The organism is Selenomonas sp. (genome assembly GCF_052169755.1).
Lineage (GTDB): Bacteria > Bacillota > Negativicutes > Selenomonadales > Selenomonadaceae > Selenomonas.
In genome coordinates this window covers 1-25,872 of the sequence record NZ_JBQNBV010000005.1, presented here as the reverse complement: position 1 = coordinate 25,872, position 25,872 = coordinate 1, and the positions used below count along the sequence as shown (strand labels likewise).

27 protein-coding genes and 2 tRNA genes are annotated in these 25,872 nt (G+C 57.0%); 6 read left to right on the top strand and 23 right to left on the bottom strand.

Going from position 1 to position 25,872, the window contains the following annotated elements; all coding sequences use genetic code 11:
• Positions 1-86 precede the first annotated feature (86 nt).
• The 21 genes from ACTTKG_RS00960 to tsaE form a co-directional block, all read right to left on the bottom strand.
• On the bottom strand, positions 87-731 hold the full coding sequence (locus ACTTKG_RS00960; RefSeq protein ID WP_442672384.1) for a flavodoxin: 645 nt from the start codon (positions 729-731) through the stop codon (positions 87-89).
• Positions 732-1,648: 917 nt separating this feature from the next.
• Positions 1,649-1,813, bottom strand: a complete 165-nt coding sequence (locus tag ACTTKG_RS00955; RefSeq protein WP_442672383.1) for a FeoB-associated Cys-rich membrane protein — start codon at positions 1,811-1,813, stop codon at positions 1,649-1,651.
• 58 nt (positions 1,814-1,871) lie between these two features.
• Complete coding sequence (feoB, locus tag ACTTKG_RS00950) at positions 1,872-3,773, bottom strand: ferrous iron transport protein B (protein WP_442672382.1); 1,902 nt, start codon at positions 3,771-3,773, stop codon at positions 1,872-1,874.
• A complete protein-coding gene (locus ACTTKG_RS00945) occupies positions 3,773-4,012 on the bottom strand; it encodes a FeoA family protein (protein WP_009645483.1) in 240 nt (79 codons plus the stop codon). Before ACTTKG_RS00945 ends, feoB begins: the two co-directional genes overlap by 1 nt.
• A gap of 418 nt (positions 4,013-4,430) precedes the next feature.
• Positions 4,431-4,715, bottom strand: a complete 285-nt coding sequence (locus ACTTKG_RS00940) for a DUF2325 domain-containing protein (protein ID WP_037369648.1) — start codon at positions 4,713-4,715, stop codon at positions 4,431-4,433.
• A gap of 208 nt (positions 4,716-4,923) precedes the next feature.
• Positions 4,924-7,014 (bottom strand): heavy metal translocating P-type ATPase, encoded by a 2,091-nt coding sequence (locus tag ACTTKG_RS00935; protein WP_442672381.1) that lies wholly within the window; start codon positions 7,012-7,014, stop codon positions 4,924-4,926.
• Positions 7,011-7,883, bottom strand: coding sequence for an HMA2 domain-containing protein (locus tag ACTTKG_RS00930; RefSeq protein ID WP_442672380.1), 873 nt, complete (start codon positions 7,881-7,883; stop codon positions 7,011-7,013). Before ACTTKG_RS00930 ends, ACTTKG_RS00935 begins: the two co-directional genes overlap by 4 nt.
• A gap of 6 nt (positions 7,884-7,889) precedes the next feature.
• Positions 7,890-8,165 (bottom strand): hypothetical protein, encoded by a 276-nt coding sequence (locus tag ACTTKG_RS00925; protein WP_442672379.1) that lies wholly within the window; start codon positions 8,163-8,165, stop codon positions 7,890-7,892.
• A 112-nt stretch (positions 8,166-8,277) separates the two neighbouring features.
• Complete coding sequence (locus ACTTKG_RS00920; RefSeq protein ID WP_442672398.1) at positions 8,278-8,487, bottom strand: hypothetical protein; 210 nt, start codon at positions 8,485-8,487, stop codon at positions 8,278-8,280.
• Between the two features lie 148 nt (positions 8,488-8,635).
• Positions 8,636-9,754: a phosphonopyruvate decarboxylase gene (aepY, locus tag ACTTKG_RS00915; protein ID WP_442672378.1), complete on the bottom strand. Its 1,119-nt coding sequence runs from the start codon at positions 9,752-9,754 to the stop codon at positions 8,636-8,638.
• A gap of 24 nt (positions 9,755-9,778) precedes the next feature.
• Complete coding sequence (locus ACTTKG_RS00910) at positions 9,779-10,540, bottom strand: class I SAM-dependent methyltransferase (protein ID WP_442672377.1); 762 nt, start codon at positions 10,538-10,540, stop codon at positions 9,779-9,781.
• Positions 10,537-11,652 carry a 2-aminoethylphosphonate aminotransferase gene (locus tag ACTTKG_RS00905; protein ID WP_442672397.1) on the bottom strand — a complete coding sequence of 372 codons (1,116 nt, stop codon included), beginning with the start codon at positions 11,650-11,652 and terminating at the stop codon, positions 10,537-10,539. Before ACTTKG_RS00905 ends, ACTTKG_RS00910 begins: the two co-directional genes overlap by 4 nt.
• A 53-nt stretch (positions 11,653-11,705) precedes the next feature.
• The gene (locus tag ACTTKG_RS00900) at positions 11,706-12,623 is read right to left on the bottom strand and encodes an Rpn family recombination-promoting nuclease/putative transposase (protein ID WP_442672396.1); all 918 of its coding nucleotides are present in this window, start codon (positions 12,621-12,623) and stop codon (positions 11,706-11,708) included.
• 79 nt (positions 12,624-12,702) lie between these two features.
• The gene (locus ACTTKG_RS00895; protein WP_442672376.1) at positions 12,703-13,245 is read right to left on the bottom strand and encodes a flavodoxin family protein; all 543 of its coding nucleotides are present in this window, start codon (positions 13,243-13,245) and stop codon (positions 12,703-12,705) included.
• Between the two features lie 144 nt (positions 13,246-13,389).
• The gene (locus ACTTKG_RS00890; RefSeq protein WP_442672375.1) at positions 13,390-13,677 is read right to left on the bottom strand and encodes a zinc-ribbon domain containing protein; all 288 of its coding nucleotides are present in this window, start codon (positions 13,675-13,677) and stop codon (positions 13,390-13,392) included.
• 162 nt (positions 13,678-13,839) lie between these two features.
• A complete protein-coding gene (locus ACTTKG_RS00885; protein WP_442672374.1) occupies positions 13,840-14,442 on the bottom strand; it encodes an ANTAR domain-containing response regulator in 603 nt (200 codons plus the stop codon).
• Entirely contained in the window at positions 14,432-15,889 is a 1,458-nt protein-coding gene (locus ACTTKG_RS00880) for a sensor histidine kinase (protein ID WP_442672373.1), read from the bottom strand. Before ACTTKG_RS00880 ends, ACTTKG_RS00885 begins: the two co-directional genes overlap by 11 nt.
• Positions 15,889-16,920, bottom strand: a complete 1,032-nt coding sequence (tsaD, locus tag ACTTKG_RS00875; RefSeq protein ID WP_442672372.1) for a tRNA (adenosine(37)-N6)-threonylcarbamoyltransferase complex transferase subunit TsaD — start codon at positions 16,918-16,920, stop codon at positions 15,889-15,891. Before tsaD ends, ACTTKG_RS00880 begins: the two co-directional genes overlap by 1 nt.
• Positions 16,913-17,401, bottom strand: coding sequence for a ribosomal protein S18-alanine N-acetyltransferase (gene rimI / locus ACTTKG_RS00870; protein ID WP_442672371.1), 489 nt, complete (start codon positions 17,399-17,401; stop codon positions 16,913-16,915). The genes tsaD and rimI overlap by 8 nt, the downstream gene beginning before the upstream one ends.
• Positions 17,395-18,117, bottom strand: a complete 723-nt coding sequence (gene tsaB / locus ACTTKG_RS00865; RefSeq protein ID WP_442672395.1) for a tRNA (adenosine(37)-N6)-threonylcarbamoyltransferase complex dimerization subunit type 1 TsaB — start codon at positions 18,115-18,117, stop codon at positions 17,395-17,397. The genes rimI and tsaB overlap by 7 nt, the downstream gene beginning before the upstream one ends.
• Entirely contained in the window at positions 18,098-18,592 is a 495-nt protein-coding gene (gene tsaE / locus ACTTKG_RS00860) for a tRNA (adenosine(37)-N6)-threonylcarbamoyltransferase complex ATPase subunit type 1 TsaE (RefSeq protein ID WP_442672370.1), read from the bottom strand. Before tsaE ends, tsaB begins: the two co-directional genes overlap by 20 nt.
• 393 nt (positions 18,593-18,985) lie before the next feature.
• Between tsaE and ACTTKG_RS00855 the strand changes: the two genes are divergently transcribed.
• From ACTTKG_RS00855 to ACTTKG_RS00845, 3 genes are all read left to right on the top strand, one after another.
• Positions 18,986-19,534, top strand: a complete 549-nt coding sequence (locus ACTTKG_RS00855) for an NADH peroxidase (RefSeq protein WP_442672369.1) — start codon at positions 18,986-18,988, stop codon at positions 19,532-19,534.
• Between the two features lie 312 nt (positions 19,535-19,846).
• Positions 19,847-20,650, top strand: coding sequence for a TPM domain-containing protein (locus tag ACTTKG_RS00850; RefSeq protein WP_442672368.1), 804 nt, complete (start codon positions 19,847-19,849; stop codon positions 20,648-20,650).
• Between the two features lie 161 nt (positions 20,651-20,811).
• Positions 20,812-21,375, top strand: coding sequence for a LemA family protein (locus tag ACTTKG_RS00845; RefSeq protein ID WP_442672367.1), 564 nt, complete (start codon positions 20,812-20,814; stop codon positions 21,373-21,375).
• Positions 21,376-21,434: 59 nt separating this feature from the next.
• Here the strand turns inward: ACTTKG_RS00845 and ACTTKG_RS00840 are convergent.
• Positions 21,435-21,511: transfer RNA gene (locus tag ACTTKG_RS00840), tRNA-Met, on the bottom strand.
• Between the two features lie 2 nt (positions 21,512-21,513).
• Positions 21,514-21,599 (bottom strand) — tRNA-Tyr (locus tag ACTTKG_RS00835).
• A gap of 306 nt (positions 21,600-21,905) precedes the next feature.
• On the opposite strand from ACTTKG_RS00835, the gene ACTTKG_RS00830 reads away from it, so the two are divergent.
• The 3 genes from ACTTKG_RS00830 to ACTTKG_RS00820 all read left to right on the top strand — a co-directional run.
• Entirely contained in the window at positions 21,906-24,014 is a 2,109-nt protein-coding gene (locus ACTTKG_RS00830; RefSeq protein WP_442672366.1) for an alpha-glucoside-specific PTS transporter subunit IIBC, read from the top strand.
• 61 nt (positions 24,015-24,075) lie between these two features.
• The gene (locus ACTTKG_RS00825) at positions 24,076-25,740 is read left to right on the top strand and encodes a glycoside hydrolase family 13 protein (RefSeq protein ID WP_442672365.1); all 1,665 of its coding nucleotides are present in this window, start codon (positions 24,076-24,078) and stop codon (positions 25,738-25,740) included.
• A partial coding sequence (locus ACTTKG_RS00820) for an HAD family hydrolase (protein WP_442672394.1) occupies positions 25,737-25,872 on the top strand: 136 nt, incomplete at its 3' end. The genes ACTTKG_RS00825 and ACTTKG_RS00820, both read left to right, overlap by 4 nt.

Sequence of the window (25,872 nt, the reverse complement as noted above, 5' to 3'; positions counted from 1 at the left end):
TTTCTCTTCAAAATGCCCCATCCTTGACGGGCATATACATATATATCGTAGTTTAAGAGGAAAAAATAACTCTTCCTTCGAGACTTCTAATCGACCGTCTTGCCAACATCCTTCCAACCGACATTTTCCAGCCATTCACTGACCATCGGCGCGGCAAGTCTGGGCGTATCATGGACAAACTTTCCTTCCAGACCGATGCCGTTCAAAACCTTCGCCCCTTTGGCATGATCCGGAATGTTATTCTCATTGCCCGTCAAGCTGTCGGACAAGGCCGTTGCAAACGGTATGATCGTCTTGCCGCTAAAATCGTTGGTTTCCAAAAATGTATAAACCGGCATCGGCATATCGCTGCACCAAACCGGATAGCCGAGAAAAATCACATCGTAGTCCGCGAGATTCCTCACATTTTCCGCAAGCTCCGGACGCGCGTTTTCCTTCTGTTCCCGCCGTGCGGTCTCAAGAACATCCTTGAGCCGTTCGGGATAATCATTCTTCGGCTTAATTTCAAAAAGATCGCCGCCCGTTTCTTCGGCGATCATCTCAGCCATCGCTGCTGTACTGCCCTTCTCGACACGACCAACGGCGTAATTTTCACCAGCATGTGAAAAATATGCCACAAGTACACGCGGACCGCCCGTATGCCTGGCAAACGTCCCCTGCAGGCTGTACGCCGCAGCGGCGAGAACCGTCAGCAAAACGGCGCCGATAAGCATCGTCTTTCTCAGATTCATGATGCTCTCCTCCTCTCTTTCCTTCTCCATTATAAACCATCTACAAAGACAAAGAAAGAGGCAGGAGGAAGCTTCATGAAAAAGGTCCAAAAAGGACGCCGAGTGCAGCTAACCGGGGCAGAGCGCCCCGCCCCGATCGAAAAAGGTCACGCCTTTTCAGCTGCATCCTGTTCACTTCTCTCCGACGGGAGCTGCAGCAGTCCACGCAAATCACGAACATCCCCTGCGAAAGAAGCAACAGTAAGATTCGTCCGACAAAGCCTGCGGAGCCCGATGTACTGAACAATGCCCCTAGAAAGATATTCCGGCTCTGCCCAAACGACCATAGGAAGCGCGCCCGGCAGCGGCGGATATCCCACCCTGCGAAGGTACCAGATTGAGGACTGACCTCTGAGGTCCGGCGGCAAAAATGCAAGCCGCCATATACAAAAGATTTCATGTTTGTAAAGAAAGACTTTCCAGACAGACACATTCCCGAGAAATCTGTCGATTTTCTTACAACACATGTCGGGACAAGTATGACTCTTGTATATTTTCTTAGGCTGTATTTCCTATGTAGAATAGGATAGCACATTTATGCTTTCTTTGCAAGCTTTTTTATAAAAATATAAATATTTTCTCTTTTTGTACTTTTTATACTTTCATTAGCATGAGCATATTATCCTATTGCATCTCTGTATCTGCAACACATAGCCATAGAAACGCCCTCGTCAAAGATTCGTCGGCTTTCGCGATGCTATGCACGCCATCCGACCAGCAGCCCATCAACGCCATAGGCAGAGGCAGGATCACTTGACCCGCTTCTTGACAGTTTTTCGTTCCGACTGCACTTTAGGCATGGCCAGACATACGCATACAAAGAAGCCCGACATGCAGAAACGCACGTCGGGCTTCTCCCATACGATAAGAGTCGCGATTTATTTTTGCTGCTCCGCGCTGCAGCTCCCGCCGCAGCCACCGCAGCCGCCGCTGCAGCTGCCGCCGCAGCAATCCTCCTTGCCCGCCTTCACATTGTGATAGACATGGCGCAGAGCGAAGAAGAGCAAGACGGCGACAATTGCGCCGACAATGATGCTTGCCATGACGAAGATCTCCTTTCAGGAGTCAGAGAAGCACAGACGGCTTTCGCCCATCGCTTCCCTAGCCGTTCATGCCGAAGGCGCAGGCTCCCCAGTAGACGAGGAGTGAGACGACCCAAGCGACGCCGAAGGTGTAGAGGGCGGCGAAGAGCATCCAGCTCCATTTGCCGGTCTCCTTCTTGATCGTGCCAAGCGCCGTCATGCACGGCGTATAGAGCTGCGAGAATACCATGAAGGCGAGCGCCGACGCTGCCGTGAACGCCGTGCCCATCGAGCCGGCGAACTGCGTCGCTGTCTCTGCGGCGTCCTCCGCCTCGGTCGAAATATCGCCGACGCCATAGAGGATGCCGAGCGTCGAAACGACGGATTCCTTCGCCATGATGCCCGTGACGACAGCCGCGCCCGACTCCCATGTCTCAAAACCGTGCAGCGCGAAGAGATGGCTCATGCCGCCGCCGATCGAGGCGAGGAAGGATTCGCTCATCTCATCCGTAGCGCCGTCCGCATTATAGTTCGACAGGAACCAGATGCCGACGCTCATCGCGAAGATGATCGTACCGGCTTTGATCAGGTAGCCCTTGCCCTTGTCCCAAGTCTCCAAAAGCACCGTCTTCATGTCCGGCATACGGTACGGCGGCAGCTCAAGGAGGAACGTCGATCCCTGATCCTTGAACGCGGTGATGCCCAAGACCTTCGCCATGATGATGGCGACGACGACGCCGACGATGTACATCGAGAAGACGACGTTCGCGGCATTATCGGGGAAGAACATCGCAGCAAAGAGCGCCATGATCGGCAGCTTCGCCGAACATGTCAAAAAAGGCGTGATGAGAATCGACGTGAGCCTGTCCTTTTCCGAATCGAGCGCACGCGCGCCCATGATCGAAGGCACGCCGCAACCGAAGCCGACGATCAGCGGCATGATGCCCTTGCCCGTGAGACCGACACGGCGCATGATCGGATCCATGATGAAGGCGACGCGCGCCATATATCCCGTGCCGTCGAGGAAGGACAGCATGAAGAACAGCGTGAAAATGAGCGGCACGAAGTTGATGACGTTGCCAACGCCCGCGACGATGCCGTCTGCAATCAGAGATTTCAGCCACTCGGCGACGCCCGCCGATTCCATCGCGTCATTGATCCAGTCGGTGAAGTCGCCCCCGATCCAGTCGCCGACGGCGTCCGCGAGCGGCTGACCGATCCATGTGAAGGCAATACAGAACATCAGGTAGAGGATGCCGAGAAGAATCGGCAGCGCCAAGACGCCGTTCGCAAGCACGCGGTCGATTTTCTCCGAGGTCGACAAGCCGACGTTTCCGACGACGACTGCCTTCTTCATGATCTTGTCGATGAGATCATAGCGCAGCTCGATGAGCTTTTCATCCAGCTCTTCGGCGGAAAGACCGCTCTTCTTGAGTTCCGTCGCCTTCGCCTTATGCTCTTCGACCATCGCGCTCGGACGGTAGTTCGACATGACGGTCGTCGTGAAGATTTCGACGAGCTTCTGGATGCTCTTCTTGCTCCTGCCGACCGTCTGCACGACGGGCATACCGAGAGCTTCTTCGAGCTTCTGGATATTGATGCGGATGCCCTTTCTCTCCGCCTCGTCCTGCATGTTGAGGTCGATGAGGAGCGGAATGCCCTCTTCGAGGAGCTGCACCGTGAGGAAGAGGTTGCGCTCGATGTTCGACGAGTCAATGACATCGACGGCGAGGTCGGGCATCGTCGTCTTGAAGTAGTCGATGACGACCTGCTCCTCCGCCGAACGCGCATTGATGCTGTAGGTGCCGGGCAGATCGACGACCGTGATCACGCGATCTTTGTAGTTGACGACGCCCATCTTCTTATCGACGGTAACGCCCGGCCAGTTGCCGATCTTCTGTCGCATACCCGTCAATTCGTTAAATATCGTTGATTTACCTGTATTCGGGTTGCCCGTCAAGGCGACGCTCATGGTGCTCATCAGGCTCCCGCTCCTTCCTTGATCTCGGTCACTTCGATCTTCTCCGCATCGGCGCGGCGAAGCGCCAGATTGTACGAGCGCAGACCAATCGCCATCGGATCGCCCATCGGCGCCGACGGCAGTACCTTGATGCGCGTGCCCGGGATCAGCCCCATCGTCATCAAACGCTGCTTAAGCTCCGAATCTCCCACTTTGTCGACGCGAAGAGACATCCCCGTCTTTCCGTCTTTCAACGTCATCTTTCATACCTCCAATTACTGCAAAAAACCTTTCAATGAGAACGACAATGAAACTGAATCCGCTTCATCGCAGGGATAATGATACCCTATATGTTTCAGTGTGTCAAGAAAATACGACAGCATTTAGACTTTTTCTATTAATTTGTAAACATTCTCATTTTCTTTGCTAAAGATTGGAAAATCATCCCGATTATAAATAATTACTAATAAAATAAATTACGCCAAATCGGTACAAATTTCTTGTTTGAATTGGCTAAATAGGCGGGCGCACAGCCGGATGCTGCCGAGGAACTGCCGACGAAGAACGCACGACACGAAAAAATCCGCAGAAGCGCTCTCCTGCGCTTTTGCGGATTTGAAAAGTCGTCAAGACGTCTCTGCACGACATCGTCTCATGATAGCCAACCTCATATTCATCTCACGCGGAATGTTCAGCGAGGACGTTCTGCAGCGCCGCCATGCTTGCGGAGTGGCAGAACGCAATCTTTGCGTTGCACTTTTTCGCCTCTTCCTGCGCGTGCATGGCAAGCTGATGCGAAGCCGTACTCGTGAAGAGAATGATGAGGTCGGGCGAGCCGATCTTGCGTCTGAGGTCGCGGCACATCTTCGGGAACACCTTCGCCTTGAAGCCGCAGCTCTTGCACGCCTCCCTATATCGGCACTCCATACACTCGTTCCCTCCGAGAATCACCACGCTGCTCATAACTATTCTTCCTTTCTTTTATACAAATAAATGAATATCAATCAACCTTACGCCATTAGTATAAAGGAATTGAGAATAATTGTCAAGCCTATACAGATGATTTTTTTCTTTTCACAATTGCCACATGTACATAAAGCATAGACACATACTGCAAAAAACAGGACAGCCGCACAATACAAATGCAGCCGTCCTGTTTTCTTATGCGATTTCAGCCGACGCGCTTCATCGGCTTTTTGCCAGCCGAGAGAATGCGTGCGCTGTTCAAGACGACGGCGAGCGTCGCCGTGTTGTGAATGGCAGCCGCCCACAGCGGGCTGATCTTGCCGAGCGCACCCAAGAGCATCGCGGCGGAGTTGACGAGGATCGTCGCGCGGAAGTTCTGATGAATCAGCCCCATCGTGCGCTTGCCGAGCTGCAAGGCTTCGACAAGACCTTCGGGATCTTCCGAGCGAATCGTCACCGCCGACGACTCGGCGGCAATATCCGTCTGGCGGCCGCCGAGCGTCACACCGACATCGGCGAACGCCAATGCGGGGGCATCGTTGATGCCGTCGCCGACCATCATGACCCTGCCGCCGCGCTCCTTGAGCTTCATGACGTAGTTCGCCTTGTCTTCGGGCAGGACTTCGGCATGATAGGAGTCGATGTCCATCTGACGCGCCACGTTGTCGGCGACTTTTTCTGAATCGCCCGTGAGCATCACGATCTCATCGACGCCGTAGCGACGCATCTGGTTCAGCGTCTTCTTCATCTTCGGGCGCACGGGATCGGTGATGCCGATGATGCCCATGAGCGAGCCGTTCCTCGCGATGTAAAGGAGGTTTTCCGTCGTATCCTCGACGACAAGCTCACCCGTCCCCTGCACGCCGCGCTCCTTCATGAACTTGTAGCTGCCGACGAGTACGTCGCCGCCCTTGAAGCCGTCGAAGTCGGGAACAACCGCCTGCATACCGCGCGCGACGATCGTCTTTGACGAGCGATGCTGCGGCACTTCCCAACTGTTGTCCTTGACGTACTTCTGAATGGCGACCGCCAAGGGATGCACGGAGTGCATTTCTGCCGACGCCGCCAAGAGGATCATTTCCTTCTCCGTCACGCCCTCTGCCGTTTTGATGGAGGAGATCTGCGGGATGCCGACCGTGATCGTGCCCGTCTTGTCGAGGACGACGGTATCGGTCTCGGCGAGCGCTTCCATGTAGTTGCCGCCTTTGACAAGAATGCCCTTCTTCGCCGCCGCCGCGATGGATGCGGAGATCGCCGTCGCCGTCGAGAGCTTCAAGCCGCACGAGAAGTCGATGAAAAGGAGATTCAAGACCCTCTGCCAATCGCGCGTCGCACCGTAGACGATTGCCGCGCCAAGGAAGGAGATCGGCACGAGCATATTCGCCATGTTGTCGGCGAAGTTCTGCACGGGCGCACGTCTCGACTGCGCCTCTTCAACGAGGTGGACGATATGCGCCAGCGACGTGTCCTTGCCCGTCTTTTCCACCTCGATGACGATCTCGCCGACCTCAATGACAGAACCCGCATAGACCGGCGATTTCTTGCGCTTCATCGCAGGATTCGACTCGCCTGTGATCGAGGCTTGGTTCACGGAAGCCTTGCCTCTGACGACATGCCCGTCAACGCAGATCATCTCGCCCGCATGAGCCGCGATATGGTCGCCGACCTGCACGGATTCGACGGCGACCTTGCGTTCTACGCCGCCGTCGATAAGCCAGACAAAGCGCTGATTCATGTTCAAAAGACCTGAGATCTGCTTCTTTGCACGCTCCGCCGCATAAGCCGTCAGCATCTCGGCGCCGTTCGACAGCGTCAAAAGCGTGAGACTCGACTCCGGCTTGCCGGCGAGCACGGACGCAATGACCGCCGTACTCGTCAGCGTATCGGCGTTCGGTCGGCGATCTTTCACCAAGCCCACGATGCCGTTCTTGAGGAAGTTGCGCGCAATCGCCAAGACGAGGAGGCTGCGAAACACCTTCATGCCGGCAAAGGCTTCGGGCGCCAACTTTTCGAGCGCTTTCATGCCCGCGAAGCTCACGAGTGAGAAGATCGCCTCCCGCCGATAACTCGCCATATCCAGCTCGGGATCGCTCGGCGCACACGCTTCTTCCATGCGCTTGACGAGGCGACGCACGAGGGCGAGCGGCAGACTCTCCTTGTACCAAATCGTCAGCGCCTTGTCGCCTGCCGAGGCGGCGACGACGCCTTTTATACTGCGGATCTGTGCGCTCAGCAGCGCACGCTTATCCTGTGCAAGATCCACCGACAAGCGGAGCGAGCACGTCCCATACGTCATAACATCTTCCATCCTTTCAAGATTGAGAACGCCCACCAAAGCATCTGCGGTCCCGAAGGTCTCTGCTCGTAGAGCAGAATCTTGCGCAGACCTCGCGTGATGAAGCCGATGGCGAATACCGACGGAAAATCGAGCCAGCCGCCCGTCTTTTCACGCAGCCAAGCATTCGCAGCGCCCACCGTGCGGCGGATGCTCGTGCCGACGGCGGCAAGCGGCGACGTCAAAGTGTCCGCAGGAAGCAGTGAAGAAAGCCCCTGCGGCAAATTAAAACCCGATTGCAAAGCCCCCGCACCGAATACGCGCTTTCCGAGATCCGCCATCAAGCGGTCGACAGCGTCCTCATCGCCCGTGTAGCATACGAGCAGACTGCCCGTCACACTCGACGCCTTAACGGAGTCGATGAACGCGATGCGGCTGAGATTCTTCTCCAAAAGTTTCGCCAGCTCCTCGTTGCCCTGCAGCGCCGCCGCATAGTAGCGCCTGCGTCCCAAGATCGAGCTTTTCAGCGCAAAGGTCGGCACAGACGGCGTCGGCGCAGACGTAAAAGCTGCCGCTTCCTGCTCCATGTTCCTGCCGCGGCCTCTGCCTGCACCTTGACCGAACATGCCGCTCACCTGACCGCTCATGCCCGACGGCATCATGCCGAAAAATCCGCTCATGCCGGAACTTCTGCCCATGCCGCCCCGACCCATGCCGGACGCCATGCCCGTCGCCGCCATGCCCAAAAGCCCGCTCATTCCCGCGCTCCTGCCCATGCCGCCGCCCATGCCCATGCCGCCGCCCATGCCGGCGGAAGCGCCGCTCGAGAGCATACTGCCGAGTCCTCTGACGATGGCTGTGCCAAGCATCAAACCAGACATATAAGACATAAAAACTTAACTCCTCCCTTGTGCCGCCTGCACATGCCGCTTCACATCATTCTGCCGTCCGCTTTGCAAAACGCCCTGCGTTCTCTGCCACGGACAGCATACGAGCGGCGCTCTATACAAATCCTTTGCGAGCTTTTTCCGATACTGCCAAGCGTGGACGAGCGAGAGCGCCGCCCATGCCGTACCGCAGATGATATGCAGGCGCTTCGCCGGAACAAAGAGGGTCACGACCGTACCGACGGCAGCCGCTGCCAGCGGCAGACCTAAGGAAACCTTTGCCATAACATCATCCTCCATGCAATTCGTTATCAACACCAAAACACGAAAAGGGCTGCGCACGCAATATGCCATGACGATACGAGCATTTGCCTGCCGCAGCCCCTCTTATGTTTCCTTACTGGTTCGCGCCGGCTTCCTGCGCAGCAATCAGATCTTCAAGCTCTTCCTTCTGACGCTGAAGCTCGGCAAGCGGAACCTGCGCCGCCGGAGCGCCCTGCTGAATCGCCAGCATTTGCTGCTCGCGCTCCTGCATGAAACGATAGCCAAAGACGCCTGCAACAGCACCGACAGCAAGACCAATCCAGAAATCGCTCTTAGAAAAAATCGTACCCATATTCTTTCATCCTCCTAAAGCTTAAAATGTTGACGGAAAACCCTGTTTTTTTCAGTATTTTCTTACGCCAACCACTTCATTTATCATAGCGATTACCCCACGCTTTGTCAAGGGTTTACAGGGCAGTATCTGTTATCAATTAAAGACCGAGAAAGCGCATCATTCCTAGCTTGTTGGCACTTGGAGAGAGCGTCGGGCGACCGAGATCGGCACGCGAACCGATGGCGCAGCGCACCTCCAAAAAGTGCGGTCCCGACGACTCGCGCATCGCCGCTATGGCTGCGGCAAGCTCCTCACGGCTCGACACTCGCCGCGCAGACGCATAGCCGAGCGCCTGCGCCAACGCCGGAAAATCAACGACAGAAGCCGCCGTCGGCATACCGCCGACGCTCTCATGCGCCTCATTGTTCAAAACGATGTGGCAAAAGTTCGCCGGAGCCGCTGCAGCGATGACGGCGGCCGCCCCCATGTGCATGAGAAAAGCGCCGTCGCCGTCGAGGCACCATGTGCGCCGCTCCTTTTTTTCGAGTGCGATACCGAGCGCGATCGAAGAGCTGTGTCCCATCGAGCCGATCGTCAGGAAATCCCGCGCGTGTCCCTCGTCCCGCGCCTCCCTAAGCTCAAAAAGCTCACGGCTCGCCTTGCCCGTCGTCGAAACAAACACATCATCCGCACCGGCGGCTTCGAGGATCGTTTGAATCGCCTCCTCGCGGCGCAGCACATAGCTATTCTTGTAAGTGACCTTCGTATCGTGCGTGAGCGCCCCCTTCCGAACGACGAAGGCGACCGAGCGCCCCGCCTCCAGCAGGGGGCGGAAATGCGCCATCGCCGCTCTTACTTCTTCGCTCTGCGTTTCCTTGGAAAGCACAAAATGCTCGACCTGCATAAGGTCAAGCAGAGGAAGCGTCACCTCGCCCTGATAAGCGTGCTGCGGCTCATCCTTCACCATCGGCTCACCGCGCCAGCCGATGACGAAGATCAGCGGGATGCCGTATGCTTTCTCATGCAGCAGCGATGCGAGCGCGTTGACGATGTTTCCCTCACCGCTGTTCTGCAAATAGACGAGCGGCGAGCGTCCCGTCGCAAGGTAATGCCCCGCCGCGATGCCCGCCGCCGTGCCTTCGTTCGCCGCGATGACGTGCGGCGCCTCGCTGCCGTATTCCTCGATCAAGGCGTCGCAAAGCGCGCGCAGCTGTGAGTCGGGCACGCCAACGAAAAAGTCCGCGCCCGTGATTTCCAAAAACTCCGTCGCCTGCATGAAAATCCTCCTTCTGCCTGTCGTTCATTCTTTCGGCGTTTCCTCGCGAGAAAAAAATACGGAATAAAGAAAGGGCGCATTCCAATAGCCCTCCATCCGTACCGGCTCGAAGGAAACACGAAGATCGTGCTTCTCTGCAAATTTTTCAAAGAAACGCTTCTCATAAAAAAGTTTGTCCAGTCCTTGATAATGCACGTCATAGTCAGGATCGATCTGCCGGCGCAACGCGAAGAAATCGTCCTGCTTCTCAGCGTCATGCACTTCGATGACGGCGATGCTGCCGCGCGATTTTTCGACCATTCCTTCCATGACCTCTTGTGCATACGACGTATCGGCGAAGTAGTGAAAGACACTCGATGAAAACACCGCGTCATACTTCTCCTCCTGCGGCAGCTGCCTCGCTTCTGCACAAACGGCTTCCTTCAGCGCCCCCCCGCAGAGGACATTTGTCAAAACAGAAACCATCCGTTCCGAATAGTCTATGCCGCCGACAGAAAAACCGTCCTGCTGAAACAGCAAAAGATTGGCTCCCGCACCGCAGCCGACCTCGAAAACGCTTCCCTTCTCAGGCAGACGAAGCGCCGCCTTGGTTTCTTCATACTGCTTCACCAACGCCTCGTACGAAATGCCGCCAGCCACAACATCATAGCCGTTGATGCGCTTAAGTTCCATAAACATCTCCCGCTTGTCCGCGCGATCTATTCCTGCAAGCTGAACATTTCTCTTGTTCCAAATTTCCTGCCAGCGACTCATGTCCTTTCCATCCATCCCATGTCCCTTCATCATCCTTTTGGCGTCTCCATGCCCAGTGCGGCAAGAGCTTCTCCCAACACACGGAAAAACGCCTCGATGTCCGTCTCGTCGATCGCGCCGAGCGCACACAGCCGAAACGTGCCCTTTTCCTGCATCTTGCCCGGATAGATCGTGAAACCGTGCGCATAGCAATCGTCGTGCACACGATCAAAATTCCAGCGCGCATCGTCGGGATAAAGCACGGAGACAACAAGCCCCGACTGAATCTCCGGACGGATCGCTTCTTTCAGCCCCAGCGCCGCAAGCCCGCGATGAATCGCCGCCGCTGTGCGTGCATGACGCGCCGCTTTCGCTGCTTCTCCTTCATCAAAATACTCCTTGAGCGCCTGCTTTGCCGCATAGATCGTCTGTACGGGCGGCGTGAACTGCATCTGCCCCGTCTTCTTGAAGTAGGCGTACTGTTGATAGAGATTGCAGTAATACGAGCGCACAGGATAGTCCTTCGACGCCTCGATGAGCGCCGTGCGGCCAATGATGAACGAAAGCCCCGTCATCGCCTGTATACCCTTCTGCGCCGACGCCATGCAGAAGTCGATATTGCACTCTTCCAAGGAAAAGGGCAGCATCGCATACGTCGATGTCGTATCGACGACGAATGCTGCGCCATGCGCATGTGCGAGCGCACCGATCTCACGGATGGGATTCAATACGCCCGTGCCAGTCTCGTGATGCGTCGTATAGACGAGCGCAATGTCGGGATCCGCCGCGAGCGTGCGCTCGACCGTCTTAAGGTCGGGCACATCTTCCACGGAAGAGCGCAGGTCGATATGCGAAAGCCCATACGCGCGGCAGATAGCAACGGCACGCGACGAATACGCGCCGTTGTTGACGATGAGCGCTTTCTTCCCCGCAGGCAGGAGCGAGTTCAGGCAAACATCCATATTGAGCGTGCCCGAGCCGCAAAAAAGCACACACGAAAAGCGCTCAGGCGAGGCATGCACAACCCGCAGCAAATCCGCCGCCACCTCGCGCATGACAGCGCCGAACGCCTCTTCGCGCGGGCAAATATCGGGCACGACCTGCGCCATCTTCACCGTATCCGTCGTCGTTGCCGGTCCCGGATTCAAGAGGATCTTCCTCTCCATCAACCATCGCCTCCGTAAAAATCTATTTTCATCACAAGACTCATCAGCCAGCCTCACAGCATCGTTTTGTAGCGAGCCTGTTCCGCTTTCGGAATGGAAAGAGCGTCCATAGCTTTTTCCGCCGTAAACTGCAGATTCGCCATAAGGCTGCGAATGGAAAAAACCCGTTCGCTCTCTTTGCCTTTTTCCATGCCTTGTTCCATACCTTTTTCCATACCTTGTTCCAACGCTTTCGCCGCCGCTTTCGCCGCTGCTTCCTCTGCCGCTTCCTCTGCACGAACCTTCAGGGCGCGTTCCTGATCCCAAACGAAATTCAGCATGTCAAAAACCTCCTCCGTCTGTTTTTTCCTGAAATACTCCTCTAAATAGTTATTTTCCAGACAAAATCGGATGCCTTGCCGTACTGCCGTTTCAAGGCTCGCGCCATCTTTAACAAGCTGACGCGCCTTGGCGACGAATGCACTGTACGCTTTCAATGCGCGGCTCTTGGTAAGAATAGCATCGCCTTTCGCCTCATTGATGTTGATGACCTCGACCGTAAGCTCTATGTCGCCGAGTCTCCCACCAAAAGCATCGGAAAGATGCTGCGTCCATCGGCCAGGCATTTCTTCCTCGCCATTATACAGCACATAGAATCTCGGCGCAGGCAGCGGAATGCGAGCCAATCTATAGACGGCGTCATCATCAACATATTGACGATAAAGTTCAGCGATATACATGAGCAGGCGCAGAGGCATATTCTTGTTCAGCGTACTTTGATGCTCCAAAAGAACGATGTGGCAATCTTTCACGAGGAAACCTACATCATTGCGGATTCCCGTGAAAAATGTCCAATCCAATGTCGTCAGCTGTATATCGGATGAATCTACAGATTCGCCAAGCAGACCTGTGGAAAGTTCTGCCAAGCGCACTTCATCATGAAATATGTCGCGAAAAAGCGAATCCTTATACGTCCGGTTCACCGTTTTCATCACGCCATTCATCTCCTCGCCTTGATTATACTACAAAGAATATTTTTTCGACAAGGCAGAATACAACGAGCGCCGCTCGCTACTTCCCCGCTTCCAGCCGCGCCACGCGCTTCAGCCGCTTCTCCTGCATCACGCGCATAAATGCACGCGCCTTTTGCAGATCCTCCTCATCGGGGTGGCTTGCAGCTCTCTGCCAACGCGCCTGCGCTTTCTTTCCCGCGTGCGGATCATCGTCTGCGGCAGCTTCTTTCTTGCGCTTTTCGACGATCTTCGGGTGGATCCTGCCTTGGCAGGCGAACGTGCCGGCAATATAGCAGCCTTTGCCGAGCGCATATCCTGCGCGTGCAAAGGCTGTGACAGCGTGCTCGCTGCCCGGATCCGTGCCGTGCGTCTGGAACAGCACGACATCGATCTCCTCGATCCTCGGCAAGAATGCGAGCATTTTGGGATCGGGCGCACCGCGGCGCAGCCAATAGCCAAGCGCCACAACGGCATAAGCGGAAAGATCAGCGGGAGCCTCGTCCACCGAAAAGAGGTCGGCTTCCGCCTCCTCTGCCATCGCCTCAGCGACGCGCTTCGTATTGCCCGTAAGCGACGAATAAATCACACACCATTTTTCCATAAAAAAATCTCCTCTCGTTTTCTGCCGTCCTTACTAGCCTGGCATGAAAACAAGAGGAGATTCTTCTATATGCTCTGCGACTTGGTTTGCTTATCGGAAGCCATCCCGCTGTTTCCTCCAGGCAAACGTCTGCAAAGATCCGGCTTATCTGCCCCTTCTGGCAGAGAAGCAATCGCGGCAGTAGACCGGGCGATCATCCTTCGGCTCGAACGGCACTTCCGTCTCCTTGCCGCAGGCGGCGCAAGTCACTGGGAACATCGTGCGCTCACCGCCGTCGCCCTCGTGGCTGCGGCGTCTCTTGCCGCGGCAGTCACGGCAGCGAACCGGATCATTCTCAAACCCCTTCTCCTTGTAGAACTCCTGCTCACCTGCGGTGAACGTGAACTCCTTGCCACAATCCTTGCAAACCAATGTCCTGTCCTGGAACTCCATGAAATATCTCCCTTGCTGGTAACATGTGAAAGCGCCCTTCCGGCGCTGCCCGCGCCGACGATTTTGTCCAAACCTGCGCTTGCTCAATCATTCTAACAGATTCAAACAAAAAGTGCAACTGAAATTATTTTACTATTTTTTGGATAATAACAAAGAGATTTCCTAGGAATTACACAGCTCCCTACGCTTTTCTTCCGCCTGCAGGATGCTTTTTGCGACATCCGTCATGGAGCGGCGGCGCTCCATGCTAAAGCGCCGCATACGCTGAAAGGCTTCTTCTTCTCGGATGCCGCAGCGATCCATCAGCACCCCCTTGGCGCGTTCGATGAGTTTTCGTCCTGCGAGCGTCGTCTTGAGTCCGCCAAGCTCTTCTTCCACGGCACGAAGCTCTTTGAGCCGGGCGCATGCGATCTCAACGGCAGGAAAAAGCTGCGTCTCTTCGATGGGCTTCACAAGATAGCCGCCGACGCCGGCTTCACTTGCACGCCGCACGGTCGCGGCATCGGAAAACGCCGTGAGAAGCAGCACGACCGCGAGCTTTTCGCGCACGATGACGCGTGCGGCGGCGACGCCGTCGACGTCGGGCATCTTCACGTCGAGCAGAGCAACGTCCGGGCGCAGTTCACGGCAAAGCGCGACGGCGCGTCTGCCGTCCGCCGCTTCGCCGACGACCGTATGCCCTGCTTCTTCAAGCATCTCACGAAGATCCATACGAATCAAAGGCTCGTCATCCGCGATGACGAAGCGCAGCTTCTTACAGATCATCCAATCCATCCTCCCACGGAATCTCCAAGATCACATGCGTACCGTGCGCCTGCGCATCCGAGCAGCTCTCGATGCGCAGGCTGCCGCCAAGCTCACTCTCCACAATCGTGCGCAGGATAGCAAGCCCAAGCCGCTGGCTCTTTTCCGGCGCAAATCCCTCGGGCATACCGCAGCCATCGTCGTAGAAATCGAGACAGACAACGCCCGTCCGGCGGCTCGTGCGCAGCCCGATCGTGCCGCTTCTGCGATCTTTGAAGCCATGTTCCAAGGCATTTTGGAAGATCTCATTCATGACGAGCGCCAGATTCGCCGCACGCGCGATGGGCAGGGTGATTTCCTCGCCCTCGAACACTTCGGAAATTACGAAGTCCGCAGGCACGACGGTCCTTCGCACGAGTGCGAGCACCTGCTTCGCCGCCTTCTGTACGGCAAAACTCCCAGCGCCGTTCACCGACAGCATCTCATGTGCGCCCGCGATGGCGAGGATGCGTCCGATGCTCTCCTTGAGCGCATCCTTGACCTCTGCCGAGCCGCTTCGCCGCGCCTGCATACGAAGAAGTCCCGCGACGGTTTGCAGACTGTTCTTGACGCGGTGGTGAATCTCCTGAATGATCGCCGCCTGCACGCGGATCTCACGCTCCTTCTCGCGCAGTTCCGTCACATCCTGCAAGAGACGAATGCGCCGGATCTCCGCCCCGCCCTCGACGATCGCCACATCGCGCACCAAGAGCGTGCGTCCGCCGGCTTCGACCTCCTTTTCCTGCGGCGCACCCGCACGCATACTCTCGCGCGTGACCTGTGCATAGAGGCGACGGTCAAAGATCTGCACACCGACGAGACTGCCGACGCCAAGCATACGATATAGGTGGAGCGCCGCCGCATTGGCAAAGACGATGCGGCGAAAACGGTCGGTGATGAGGATCGCCGTGCCGGGCGCAAGCGGACGAAGCGCATGGTCGGCAAGCGGTTTTTTCGCTTGCTGCACAACGTCCATCGCCGTTTTCGCCAAATCATCGAGCGCCGTCTGCGTCAATCCCTCGTCATCGAGCACAAGGGCGACGACAGCGAGGGGAACCGCGCCGTCCATAACGGCGAACGCAAGCATCTCAAGGCTCTCGCCAAAGCCGACCTCACGCTTGCCGCGATGCAGCCCGCCCCTTTGCAGCGCCGCATACACCAGCGGCTCCTCCGTACACACGACCGACGCCCCCACTGCAGGAAACGACGCTTCCTTTGAAAAAGCAGCGGTATGCGGCAGAAGACTCGCAGCGACGAAGAAGCGCCCCTTCTCCCGTGCAGGCAAATAAAGCGTCAGCTGCGCACCGAGAAGATCTGCGATAAAAGGCAGCGCACGCCCGACGCAATGCAGAAGCTCCGCCTGCACCGCCGAGAGCGGCGCGTTCTCTCGCGCCGCCGCCGCAAGCGAACGCGCTGAAAAAGCCCCCATCACGCCCCGCCTACATCACGGAGCGAAAGCCCCGGCACGGCATTCAAACGCAGGTCGGCATAACCGCCCGCCAACGCTTGATAGTAGGCGCGGCAGCCGATCATCGCTGCATTGTCCGTACAGAGCATACGTCCCGGATAGTAGAATTCGACGCCGTTTTTTGCCGCTGCTTGGCGAAGCCGCCCTTCGAGCGAGCTATTCGCCGCGACGCCGCCCGCCAGCACCAGCGTCTTAAGCCCCGTTTCACGCAGAGCCGCCAACGACTTCTGCACGAGCGTTTCAACGACGGCGCTCTGAAACGACGCCGCAACGTCGGCGGCATTGACCTCGATTTTCTTGAGCTTCATCGAATTCAAATAGTTCAAGACGGCAGACTTCAAACCGCTGAAGCTGAATTCATAGTTGCCTTCCGCTTCCAATGCGCGCGGAAAGTCGATGGCGGAAGCATCGCCGGCTCGCGCGAGGCGGTCGATCTCAGGACCGCCCGGATACGGCAGCCCGAGCACGCGCGCCACCTTGTCAAACGCCTCGCCCGCCGCATCGTCGCGCGTCTGCCCGAGCAAAGTGAAGCGGTTGTAATCCGCGACATGGACGAGCGCCGTATGTCCGCCCGAAGCCACGAGAGCCACGAACGGCGGTTCCAGTTTCGGCGCACTCAAGAAGTTCGCGAAGATATGGCCTTCGAGATGATTCACGCCGATGAGCGGCACGCCGAGCGAAAAGGCAAGCCCCTTGGCGGCGGCGACACCGACGAGCAGCGCACCGACAAGCCCCGGTCCATAGGTGACGGCGATCTGCCCGATCGCTTCTTTCCCGACGCCCGCTTTTTCCAACGCCTCATCGATGACAGGTACAATGTTCACGATATGACAGCGCGAGGCGATCTCCGGCACAACGCCGCCATACTTTTGATGCACGGGAATCTGCGTCGAAATGATGTTCGACAAGACCTCGCGCCCGCCGCGCAATACGGCGGCAGACGTCTCGTCGCAGCTCGTCTCGATGGCGAGCGTCAAAATATTCTTATCCATGCGCCTCGTCTCCCTTTCCGCCCGCCGCACCAAGCGTCGCTTCGATGTCCGTATTCCAAAGGATCTCCGCATCCTCATCATTGTCCGTGTAGTAGTGCGGTCTCCTGCCGACACTTCGAAAGCCGAACTTTCGATAGAGCGCAAGCGCAGCTTCGTTCGACGGGCGCACCTCAAGCGTCATACTGCGTACGCCGCGCTCGTATGCGATCCGCATGAGTGCAAGAAGAAGCGCTGTCCCCACGCCGCACCGACGCATCTCAGGCGCGACGGCAACATTCGTGATATGCCCCTCGTCGCCGAGCAGCCAAACGCCAACATAACCGACGACCTCTTCATCCGCCGACGCCAACAAATAATACGCCGCCTCTTGCGCCGCCTCTTCCCAGAAAGACTCGCGTGACCACGGCATAGAAAAGCACGCGCGTTCCACCTTCTCCACGGCTGCAGCGTCCGTCGGCAGCATCTTGCGGAACGTCAGCATGGAACGTCCCCCTTTTCACGCCCGTGGCGCTTCTCCCAGAGCACCTCCGCTTCCGAGCGTCGGATATAAAACGGCTCAAGCATCATCAAATCGTCGCTCTCCCCCGATGTCAGCCGCGAAAGACCGAGCCGCGCAACATGCGAAGCGCGAGCCGCCAGAAGGTGCGCGGGCGCGAGCGTGACATTTTCAGGCAGATCGCCCAGGCGATCCCGCTTCTTCTGCACAAGCTCACCCGTTATGAGGACCTGCCGCCCCATAGCAGCCGCCGCAGCAATCGCCTCGGCAAGCGGCGCGACATGCACGGGACGCACCTCATGCAAGCCATCCCCTCGCCACTCGTACAGTCCCGCATAAGCGTTGCCCTTCTGCGCATCCATCAGCGCGAGCGTATAGACGCCCGGCACGGGAAAAGCGAGCGCAAGCGCCGCCAAAGTCGATACCCCGACGAGCGGTATACCCAAGCCATAAGCCAGTGCTTTCGCCGTAGCAAGACCGATGCGAAGCCCCGTGAAAGAGCCGGGACCGATGCTCACGGCAACGCCGCAAAGCGCCGACTTCTCGACGCCCGAAAAAGCGAGCGCACCTTCGATATGCGAAAGAAGCGTCTCCGAATGTGTATGCCCCGCCTCGACCGTCACTTCCGCCAAGAGCTTCCCCTCATGCGCCACAGCGACGCTCGACGTCGAGCTTGCCGTATCAATCGCCAGAATTGACAACATGCTTCATCTCCTCAAAAAAGCCACAGAGCCTCGTTCCCACGAGCGAAAACCGCATACAACGGCGATTCTCTCCCTCTGCTGCGGACGGCGATACGCGCTCGATCATCACACGCACATAATCTTCGGGCATCTCCTCCGTAAACTTGTCGAACCACTCAATGACAACGACGCCCTCAGGATCGTCCGCATATTCATAGAAACCGATGTCGTCCAGCTCTCCTGCACATGTCAAGCGATAGACGTCAAAGTGCGTCAAACGCATCCTGCCTTCATATATATTCATCAAGTTAAACGTCGGACTCGTCACCTCACCCGAAAAATCCAAACCGCGCGCCAATCCCTGCACGAAAATCGTCTTTCCCGCGCCGAGATCGCCGGCGAGCGCAAAGACCGCCCCTGCCGGACAGATCGTTCCGATACGCTCGGCAAGCGCCGCCGTCTCTTCGGGAGAAACGGTTTTTACCGTAAACATCTTCTACACACCTCTCTCAAAAAACGCCGCTCGTACCAAAATTCTCCCCCGCAACGCTTCTGTAAACTTCTTTTGCCTATCATCATACCACAAGCCTGCCGCTTTTTGAAATCATCCTGCAAAGATATAGCGATACTCCTTATCAATAATAATTATCCAATAATATTTATTTTGAAAAACTATGTGAAAAGGAGCATTATAGAGATATTCTTCGATTTATGGATATATTTTTATTATTTCACTATTTTCCCATATTTTCTTTTTAGGACAGTACGCCTATAATAAAGGCACAGCGAGCGGCAAGCACTAGAGGGAAGTACAACCTCTGCACGATAAGGCGCTCGCCACAATCAAGAAAATTCACATCGACCATATTTGAGGAGGACATGTAATATGAAAAAGTTTGTTTGCACAGTCTGCGGTTATGTTCACGAGGGCGATCAGGCTCCGGCAGAGTGTCCGGTCTGTCATGCGCCTGCTTCCAAGTTCACCGCGCAGACGGGTGACATGCAGTATGCGGACGAGCACCATGTCGGTGTCGCCAAGGGTGCAGATGAAGAGATCCTCGAAGGTCTGCGCATGAACTTCACGGGCGAGTGTTCCGAGGTCGGCATGTACCTCGCGATGAGCCGACAGGCGGATCGCGAAGGCTATCCCGAGATCGCCGAGGCTTTCAAACGCTATGCTTTCGAGGAAGCTGAACATGCAGCAAAGTTCGCGGAACTTCTTGGCGAAGTCTTGACGACGAGCACGAAGGAGAACCTCAAAATGCGTGTCGACGCCGAGCACGGAGCCTGCGCAGGCAAGAAGGAGCTCGCAACGCTCGCGAAGAAGCTGAACCTCGACGCCATTCACGACACCGTGCATGAGATGTGCAAAGACGAGGCACGCCACGGCCGCGGCTTCAAGGGGCTCTTCGACCGCTACTTCGGCAATAAATAAGAAAAATCCCCCTGGGGCGGGGATCTTGAACCGCCCCAGAGAAACCTTCTCAACCCCATAACCACTATCCAGAGGGGATTTCCCCAATCCCCGACCACTCCCTGAAAGCGGCCCTTTCCCCAAGGGTCGCTTTTTTATGCCATTTTGCTTGAAGCCCATCCACGATTAAGAAGTCCGTCTGATTTACGGGCTTTTTTTCTTTATGCTATAATAAATGCGCTGATTCGTACCAATGCACCATTGTATTTTTCCAACATTCCATTTGCTTTCCCGTCTTTGAGAAAGCGCCACCAACGAAAGGATGTGCAGCAAATGAACACACACCATGCACGGCAGCATCTCTGCGCTCTCCTCTTCATCCTGTTCAGCATCTTCATACTCGCCGCGCCATCGGCGGACGCTGCTGTACCGCCCAAACCTCAGCAGCGCGAATATGTCGTCGACACGGCTGGCATCGTCTCGGCAGACGATCGCGCACAGATCAAGAAAATCGGCGAAGAGCTGCGCGAAAAGACGAAGGCGGAGATCGTCGTTGTCACCGTCAGCACCTTGGACGGCGCCGACATCGAATCATACGCAAACGAACTCTTCCGCAGCTGGGGCATCGGCGACGCGAAGCAAAGCAACGGCGTCCTCCTGCTCATCGCCAAGGACGACCGCAAGTTCCGCATCGAAGTCGGCTACGGACTTGAAGGCGAAATCACGGACGGCAGAGCAGGTGAAATCCTCGACAAGATGAAGCCGTACTTCCGCGAGGAGAAGTACTCCGAGGGCGTATTCAATGCCTATCAAACGCTCGCCGCCTATGCCTACCGCGCCGCAGGCGTCGCACCGGGCGCTGATGTGAGCGAGACGCTTAAAGAAGCGTCCACGAATGAAGAAGAAGAACCGAGCATCCTGATGAATGTCCTCATCTTCTTCCTCGCCATCATCGGCATGATCCTACTCGGCGTCATCCTGAACTGGCTTCTCGGCATTCTCAACCAAGCGCTCGGCCCCGGCAGCGGCAGCTCCTCGCGCAGCGGCTACAGCGGCGGCTCTTCCGGCGGCAGTTCTTCCGGCGGCAGCTACGGCGGCGGCTCTTCCGGCGGCGGCGGCGCATCGGACGGCTGGTAAACTACACGCACAAACGTCCACTTCGTGGACATTGTGCGCCGCCCTTACAGAAGCCTAGCCAATCGGTCTGCACCTTCGGCTTGACCTCTTGGGGCTTCACGCTAAACCATTCTATATTTGCTCAGTCATTTCATCGGCAGAAACAGAAAGGAGTTTTCAACATGAACAAAGGACTGATCGCGCTCGGCGCTGTCATCGTCGTCATTATCTTCATCCTCGGCGGAGCCTTCTCCCTTTACAACGGACTGAAGGAAGCTGAAATCAGCGTTGACGCAGCGTACGGACAGGTCGAGAACCAAATGCAGCGGCGCAGCGACCTCATCCCAAACCTCGTGAACACGGTCAAGGGATATGACGTACACGAGAAGGCTGTCATCGAAGGAGTTGTCAATGCGCGCGCCAAACTCGCAGGCGCGCAGGGCGTCGAGCAGATGGATGCGGCGAACGCAGAGTTTTCCGGCGCACTCGGCCGTCTCTTCGCCATCGCCGAGGCGTATCCCGACCTTAAAGCAAACACGCAGTACCTCGAACTCATGCGCGAGCTTTCCGGCTCAGAGAACCGCATCGCCGTCGCGCGGCGCGATTACAATGAAGCGGTACGCCAATACAACGTGCGCATCTCGACCTTCCCCGGCGTATTCTTCGCCGGCTTCATGGGCATGACGGCAAAGCCCCAGTTCAAAGCGAAAGAAGGCGCGGATGCCGTGCCCGAAGTAAAGTTCTAAACGATCATCCGAAACACAAAAAGCCCCCGCACCTTTTGGCGCGGGGGCTTCCATCTTCATGGTGGCGGCACAGAGATTTGAACTCCGGACACTGCGGGTATGAACCGCATGCTCTAGCCAACTGAGCTATGCCGCCGCTGGTGGGCAGGGATGGATTCGAACCATCGTAATCCGAAGATGACAGATTTACAGTCTGTTCCCTTTAACCACTCGGGCACCTACCCATGAACGCTTCGCCGTAAGACGAAACATTATTATTATAGCGGCTTTTATACGGACTGTCAAGCGGGAATTTCACCTTTTCAAAATGCCTAGGTTACGCTTAATTTTTTAGGAAAAATCATTCTATATTCCACCTTGCCCATTCTTCAAAAACAGGTTAAAATTTAACAAGACAACATCATATTAGAGGAACAGGGGGGAGAATCATCATGCACCGATCCGAGCAAGTTAATCTGTACTTGCTTTCTCGGCATTTTTCCATTATGGTATAGATAACGATTTTCAGTGATTTAGAGGAGGTAAAGCTCATGTCACTCAGCAAGGACGTCTTCATGCAGAACATGCAGCGGTTTGGCGGCGCGATGTATACACCCGTCATCCTGTTCGCGTTCTTCGGTCTGACGGTGGCGGTATCCATCGTCTGCAAGAATCCCGGTCTTTTCGGCAGCATCGCCGACAAGGGAACGCTGTGGTACGATTTCTGGTATATCGTCGAGCAGGGCGCGTGGACGGTGTTCGCACAGATGCCGATTCTCTTCGCCATCGCCGTCCCCATCGGCTTCGCGAAGAAAGAGCCTGCGCGCTGCGCTATGGAATCGTTCGTCATCTACATGCTGTTCAACTATTTCATCTCGGCGATCCTCACGCTGCACGGCAGCGCGTTCGGCGTAGACTTCACGCAGCCGGCGGGTGCGGGCACGGGACTCGCGATGATCGCGAACGTCAAGACGCTCGACATGGGTATGCTCGGCGCGATCTTCATCGCGTGCTGCACGGCGTATCTGCACAATCGCTTCTACGACACAAATATTCCCGACTGGCTCGGCATCTTCAAGGGACCCGCCTTCGTCGTCGCCGTCGGCTTCGCCGTCATGATCCCGATGGCGCTCGTATTCTGCTTCGTCTGGCCGATGGTGCAGCATGCGATCGAGCAGTTCCAATTCTTCCTCAAGACGAGCGGCATCGTCGGTGTCTGGGCGTATACGTTTTCGGAGAAGATCCTGCTTCCCGCAGGACTTCATCATTTCATCTACCTGCCGTTCATCTTCGGTCCCGCGATTGTTGACGGCGGCATCCAAGCGTACTGGCTCGGTCATATCAACGACTTCATGACGAGCGCACAGTCTTTGCGCGAGCTTTTCCCCGAGGGCGGCTTCGCGCTGCACGGCAGCGGCAAAGTCTTTGGTCTTCCCGGCGCGGCGCTCGCCATCTACGCCTGCGCCAAGCCCGAGAAGCGCAAGAAGACGGCGGCGCTCCTGATTCCCGCGACGGTCACGGCGATGCTCTGCGGCATCACGGAGCCATTGGAATTCACCTTCCTCTTCGTTGCACCGCTGCTCTTCGCCGTCCATGCCGTCCTCTCTGCGACGCTTTCGGCGACGCTCTATGCCATCGGGCTTTCAGGCAACTTCGGCGGCGGTCTCATCGACGCTTTCGTGCAGAATTGGATTCCGCTCTTCTCCTATCATTACACGACGTACATCCTGCAAATCGCCGTTGGTCTGTGCTTCACCGCCATCTACTTCTTCGTCTTCCGCTGGCTCATTCGCTTCAAGGACTACAAGACGCCGGGCAGGACGGACGACGACGTCGAGGACAAGCTCTTCACGAAGGCGGACTACAAAGCGAAGCAAGCGAACGGCGCAGCGGCAGATGCCGCGCCCGGCATGAAGCTCGATGAGCGTGACATAAAGGCAAAAGCGTTCCTCGAAGGGCTCGGCGGCTCCGCAAACATCAAGGACGTCACGAACTGCGCGACGCGCCTGCGCGTGACAGTCAACGATCCCGACCTCGTGCAGCCGATCGCCGTGTTCACACAGGCAGGCGCCCACGGTCTCGTGCGCAACGGACATGCGTTCCAGGTCATCGTCGGCCTCTCCGTGCCGCAGGTGCGCGAGCGCTTCGAGGCGCTTCTCACAGCGCCCGCATCCGATGCGACAGAAATCGCCGTCGGCACGGAAAAATCCCTCGCTTTCGCTGCGGTCGCGGATGGCAAAGTCATCGACATGAGCGAAGTCAAGGATGAGATGTTCTCGCAGAAGATGATGGGCGACGGCGTCGCTGTCGAGCCGACGGGAGGTCTTGTCGTCGCGCCCGCCGACGCAGAGGTCACGATGGTCATGGAAGATTCCCTGCACGCCGTCGGTCTTCGCCTCGCAAACGGCGCGGAAATGCTCATCCACATCGGCGTCGACACAGTGAAGCTCGGCGGCAAAGGCTTCGAGCTTCTCGTCCATGCGGGCGATAAAGTCGCTCAAGGCGCACCGCTCGTGAAGTTCGACCGCGCGACGATCAAGGAAGCAGGCTATCAAGATACGGTCATCATGGCGGTCACGAACTCAGGCGAGTACCCGCTGATGAAGAAGCACACGGGCATGACGGCAGAAGCCGGCAAGACGGACGTCCTGACCTTCTGACGCACGGCAAGTCTCGCCCCCCTGCCCGCACGGCAGGGGGATGCATGGAAAGGAACAACGCATGAAAGCAACGAAATGGTGGCAGAACACCGCCGTCTACCAGATTTATCCGAAGAGCTTCAACGACACGCGCGGCAAGGGTACGGGCGATATTCGTGGCATCACGGAAAAGCTCGACTATCTGAAGTCGCTCGGCGCAGGCGCACTTTGGCTTACGCCCGTCTACCCCTCGCCGATGATCGACAACGGCTATGACATCAGCGACTATTGTGACATCAACCCCAACTTCGGCACACTCGCCGACATGGAAGAGCTGATCGCCGAAGCCAAGAAGCGCGGCATGCGCATCGTCATGGATCTCGTCTACAACCACACTTCCGATCAGCACCCGTGGTTCCTGGAGTCAAAGAAGAGCCGCACGAACGCGAAGAGCGACTGGTATATATGGCGCGACGCCAAGCCGGACGGCAGCACCCCGACGAACTGGCGCGGCATCTTCGGCGGCTCTGCATGGACGTACAGCGAGGAGCGCGGTCAATACTACCTGCACACCTTCGCCGAAGCGCAGCCCGACCTCAACTGGGAGAACCCCGCGGTCAGAGAAGCGCTCTTCGCCGCCGCAAACTTCTGGCTCGCGAAGGGCGTCGGCGGCTTCCGCATCGACGCCATCACCTACATCAAAAAGCCCGCCGTCTTCACGGACGGCGAGCCGGACGCGGCGGACGGCATGACGAGCGTCCACGAGATGACGGCGAACACGCCGGGCATCCTCGACTTCCTGCACGAATTCCGCGCGCGCGTCTTCGACGGACACGACATCTTCACCGTCGGCGAGGCGAACGGCGTCACACCCGAGGAACTGCCGCTCTGGGTCGGCGAAAACGGCGTCTTCTCCATGCTCTTCGAATTCAGCCACGTCCTCGTTCCCTACGAGGGCGGCGAATGCTGGCACAAGGCGCAGCCGTGGCCGCTCACGAAGCTCAAGCGCGCGCTCACGAAGAGCCAGCACGCCACCGCCAAGGAAGGCTGGTTTCCCATCTATTTCGAGAACCATGACCGCGCACGCTCCGTCGACTACTTCTTCCCCAAAGGCGCGGACAAGAAGCTCGCGGCAAAGGCGCTCGCCGCCGTCCTCTTCACGCTGCGCGGCACGCCCTTCATCTACGAGGGCGAAGAACTCGGCATGACGAACATGGCTTGGGACTCCATCGACGCCTACGACGACATTTCGTCGCACGGCCAGTACGCGCTCGCTTTAGAAGATGGCGTCTCCAAGGAAAAAGCGCTGGGCTTCGTCCACTTCAACAGCCGCGACAACGCACGCACGCCGATGCAGTGGACGGCAGAAAGACACGCGGGCTTCACGAGCGGCACGCCGTGGCTGCCCGTCAACGAGAACTATCGCACGCTCAACGCCGCCGCCGAGGAAAAGGACGCCGATTCCGTGCTGCACTTCTACCGCCATCTCGCCAAGCTGCGCGAGACGATCCCTGCGCTTTTGGACGGCGTATACGAAGAGCTTCTTACGGAAAACGAGCAAATCTATGCGTTCTCGCGCACACTGGGAAAAACGCGCATCAAGACGGCGGTCAATTTCAGCACAAAAGACGCGGCGCTTCCCGCAGGCTTCCTTCGCGGCACGCGCCTTGCCGGAAGCTATGCGGACGCGCCGACGACTGCGCTTCGTCCATTGGAAGCTGTGATTTACGAGGAGGAGATACGATGAAGGTAGCTGCAAGCGATTACGACGGGACGCTCCTCAGGGGCGGCAAGATCGACGAAGAAACGCTGCAGGCCGTCAAGAAGTGGCGTGCGGCAGGCAACAAGTTCGGCGTCGTCTCAGGACGCGACTACGGTA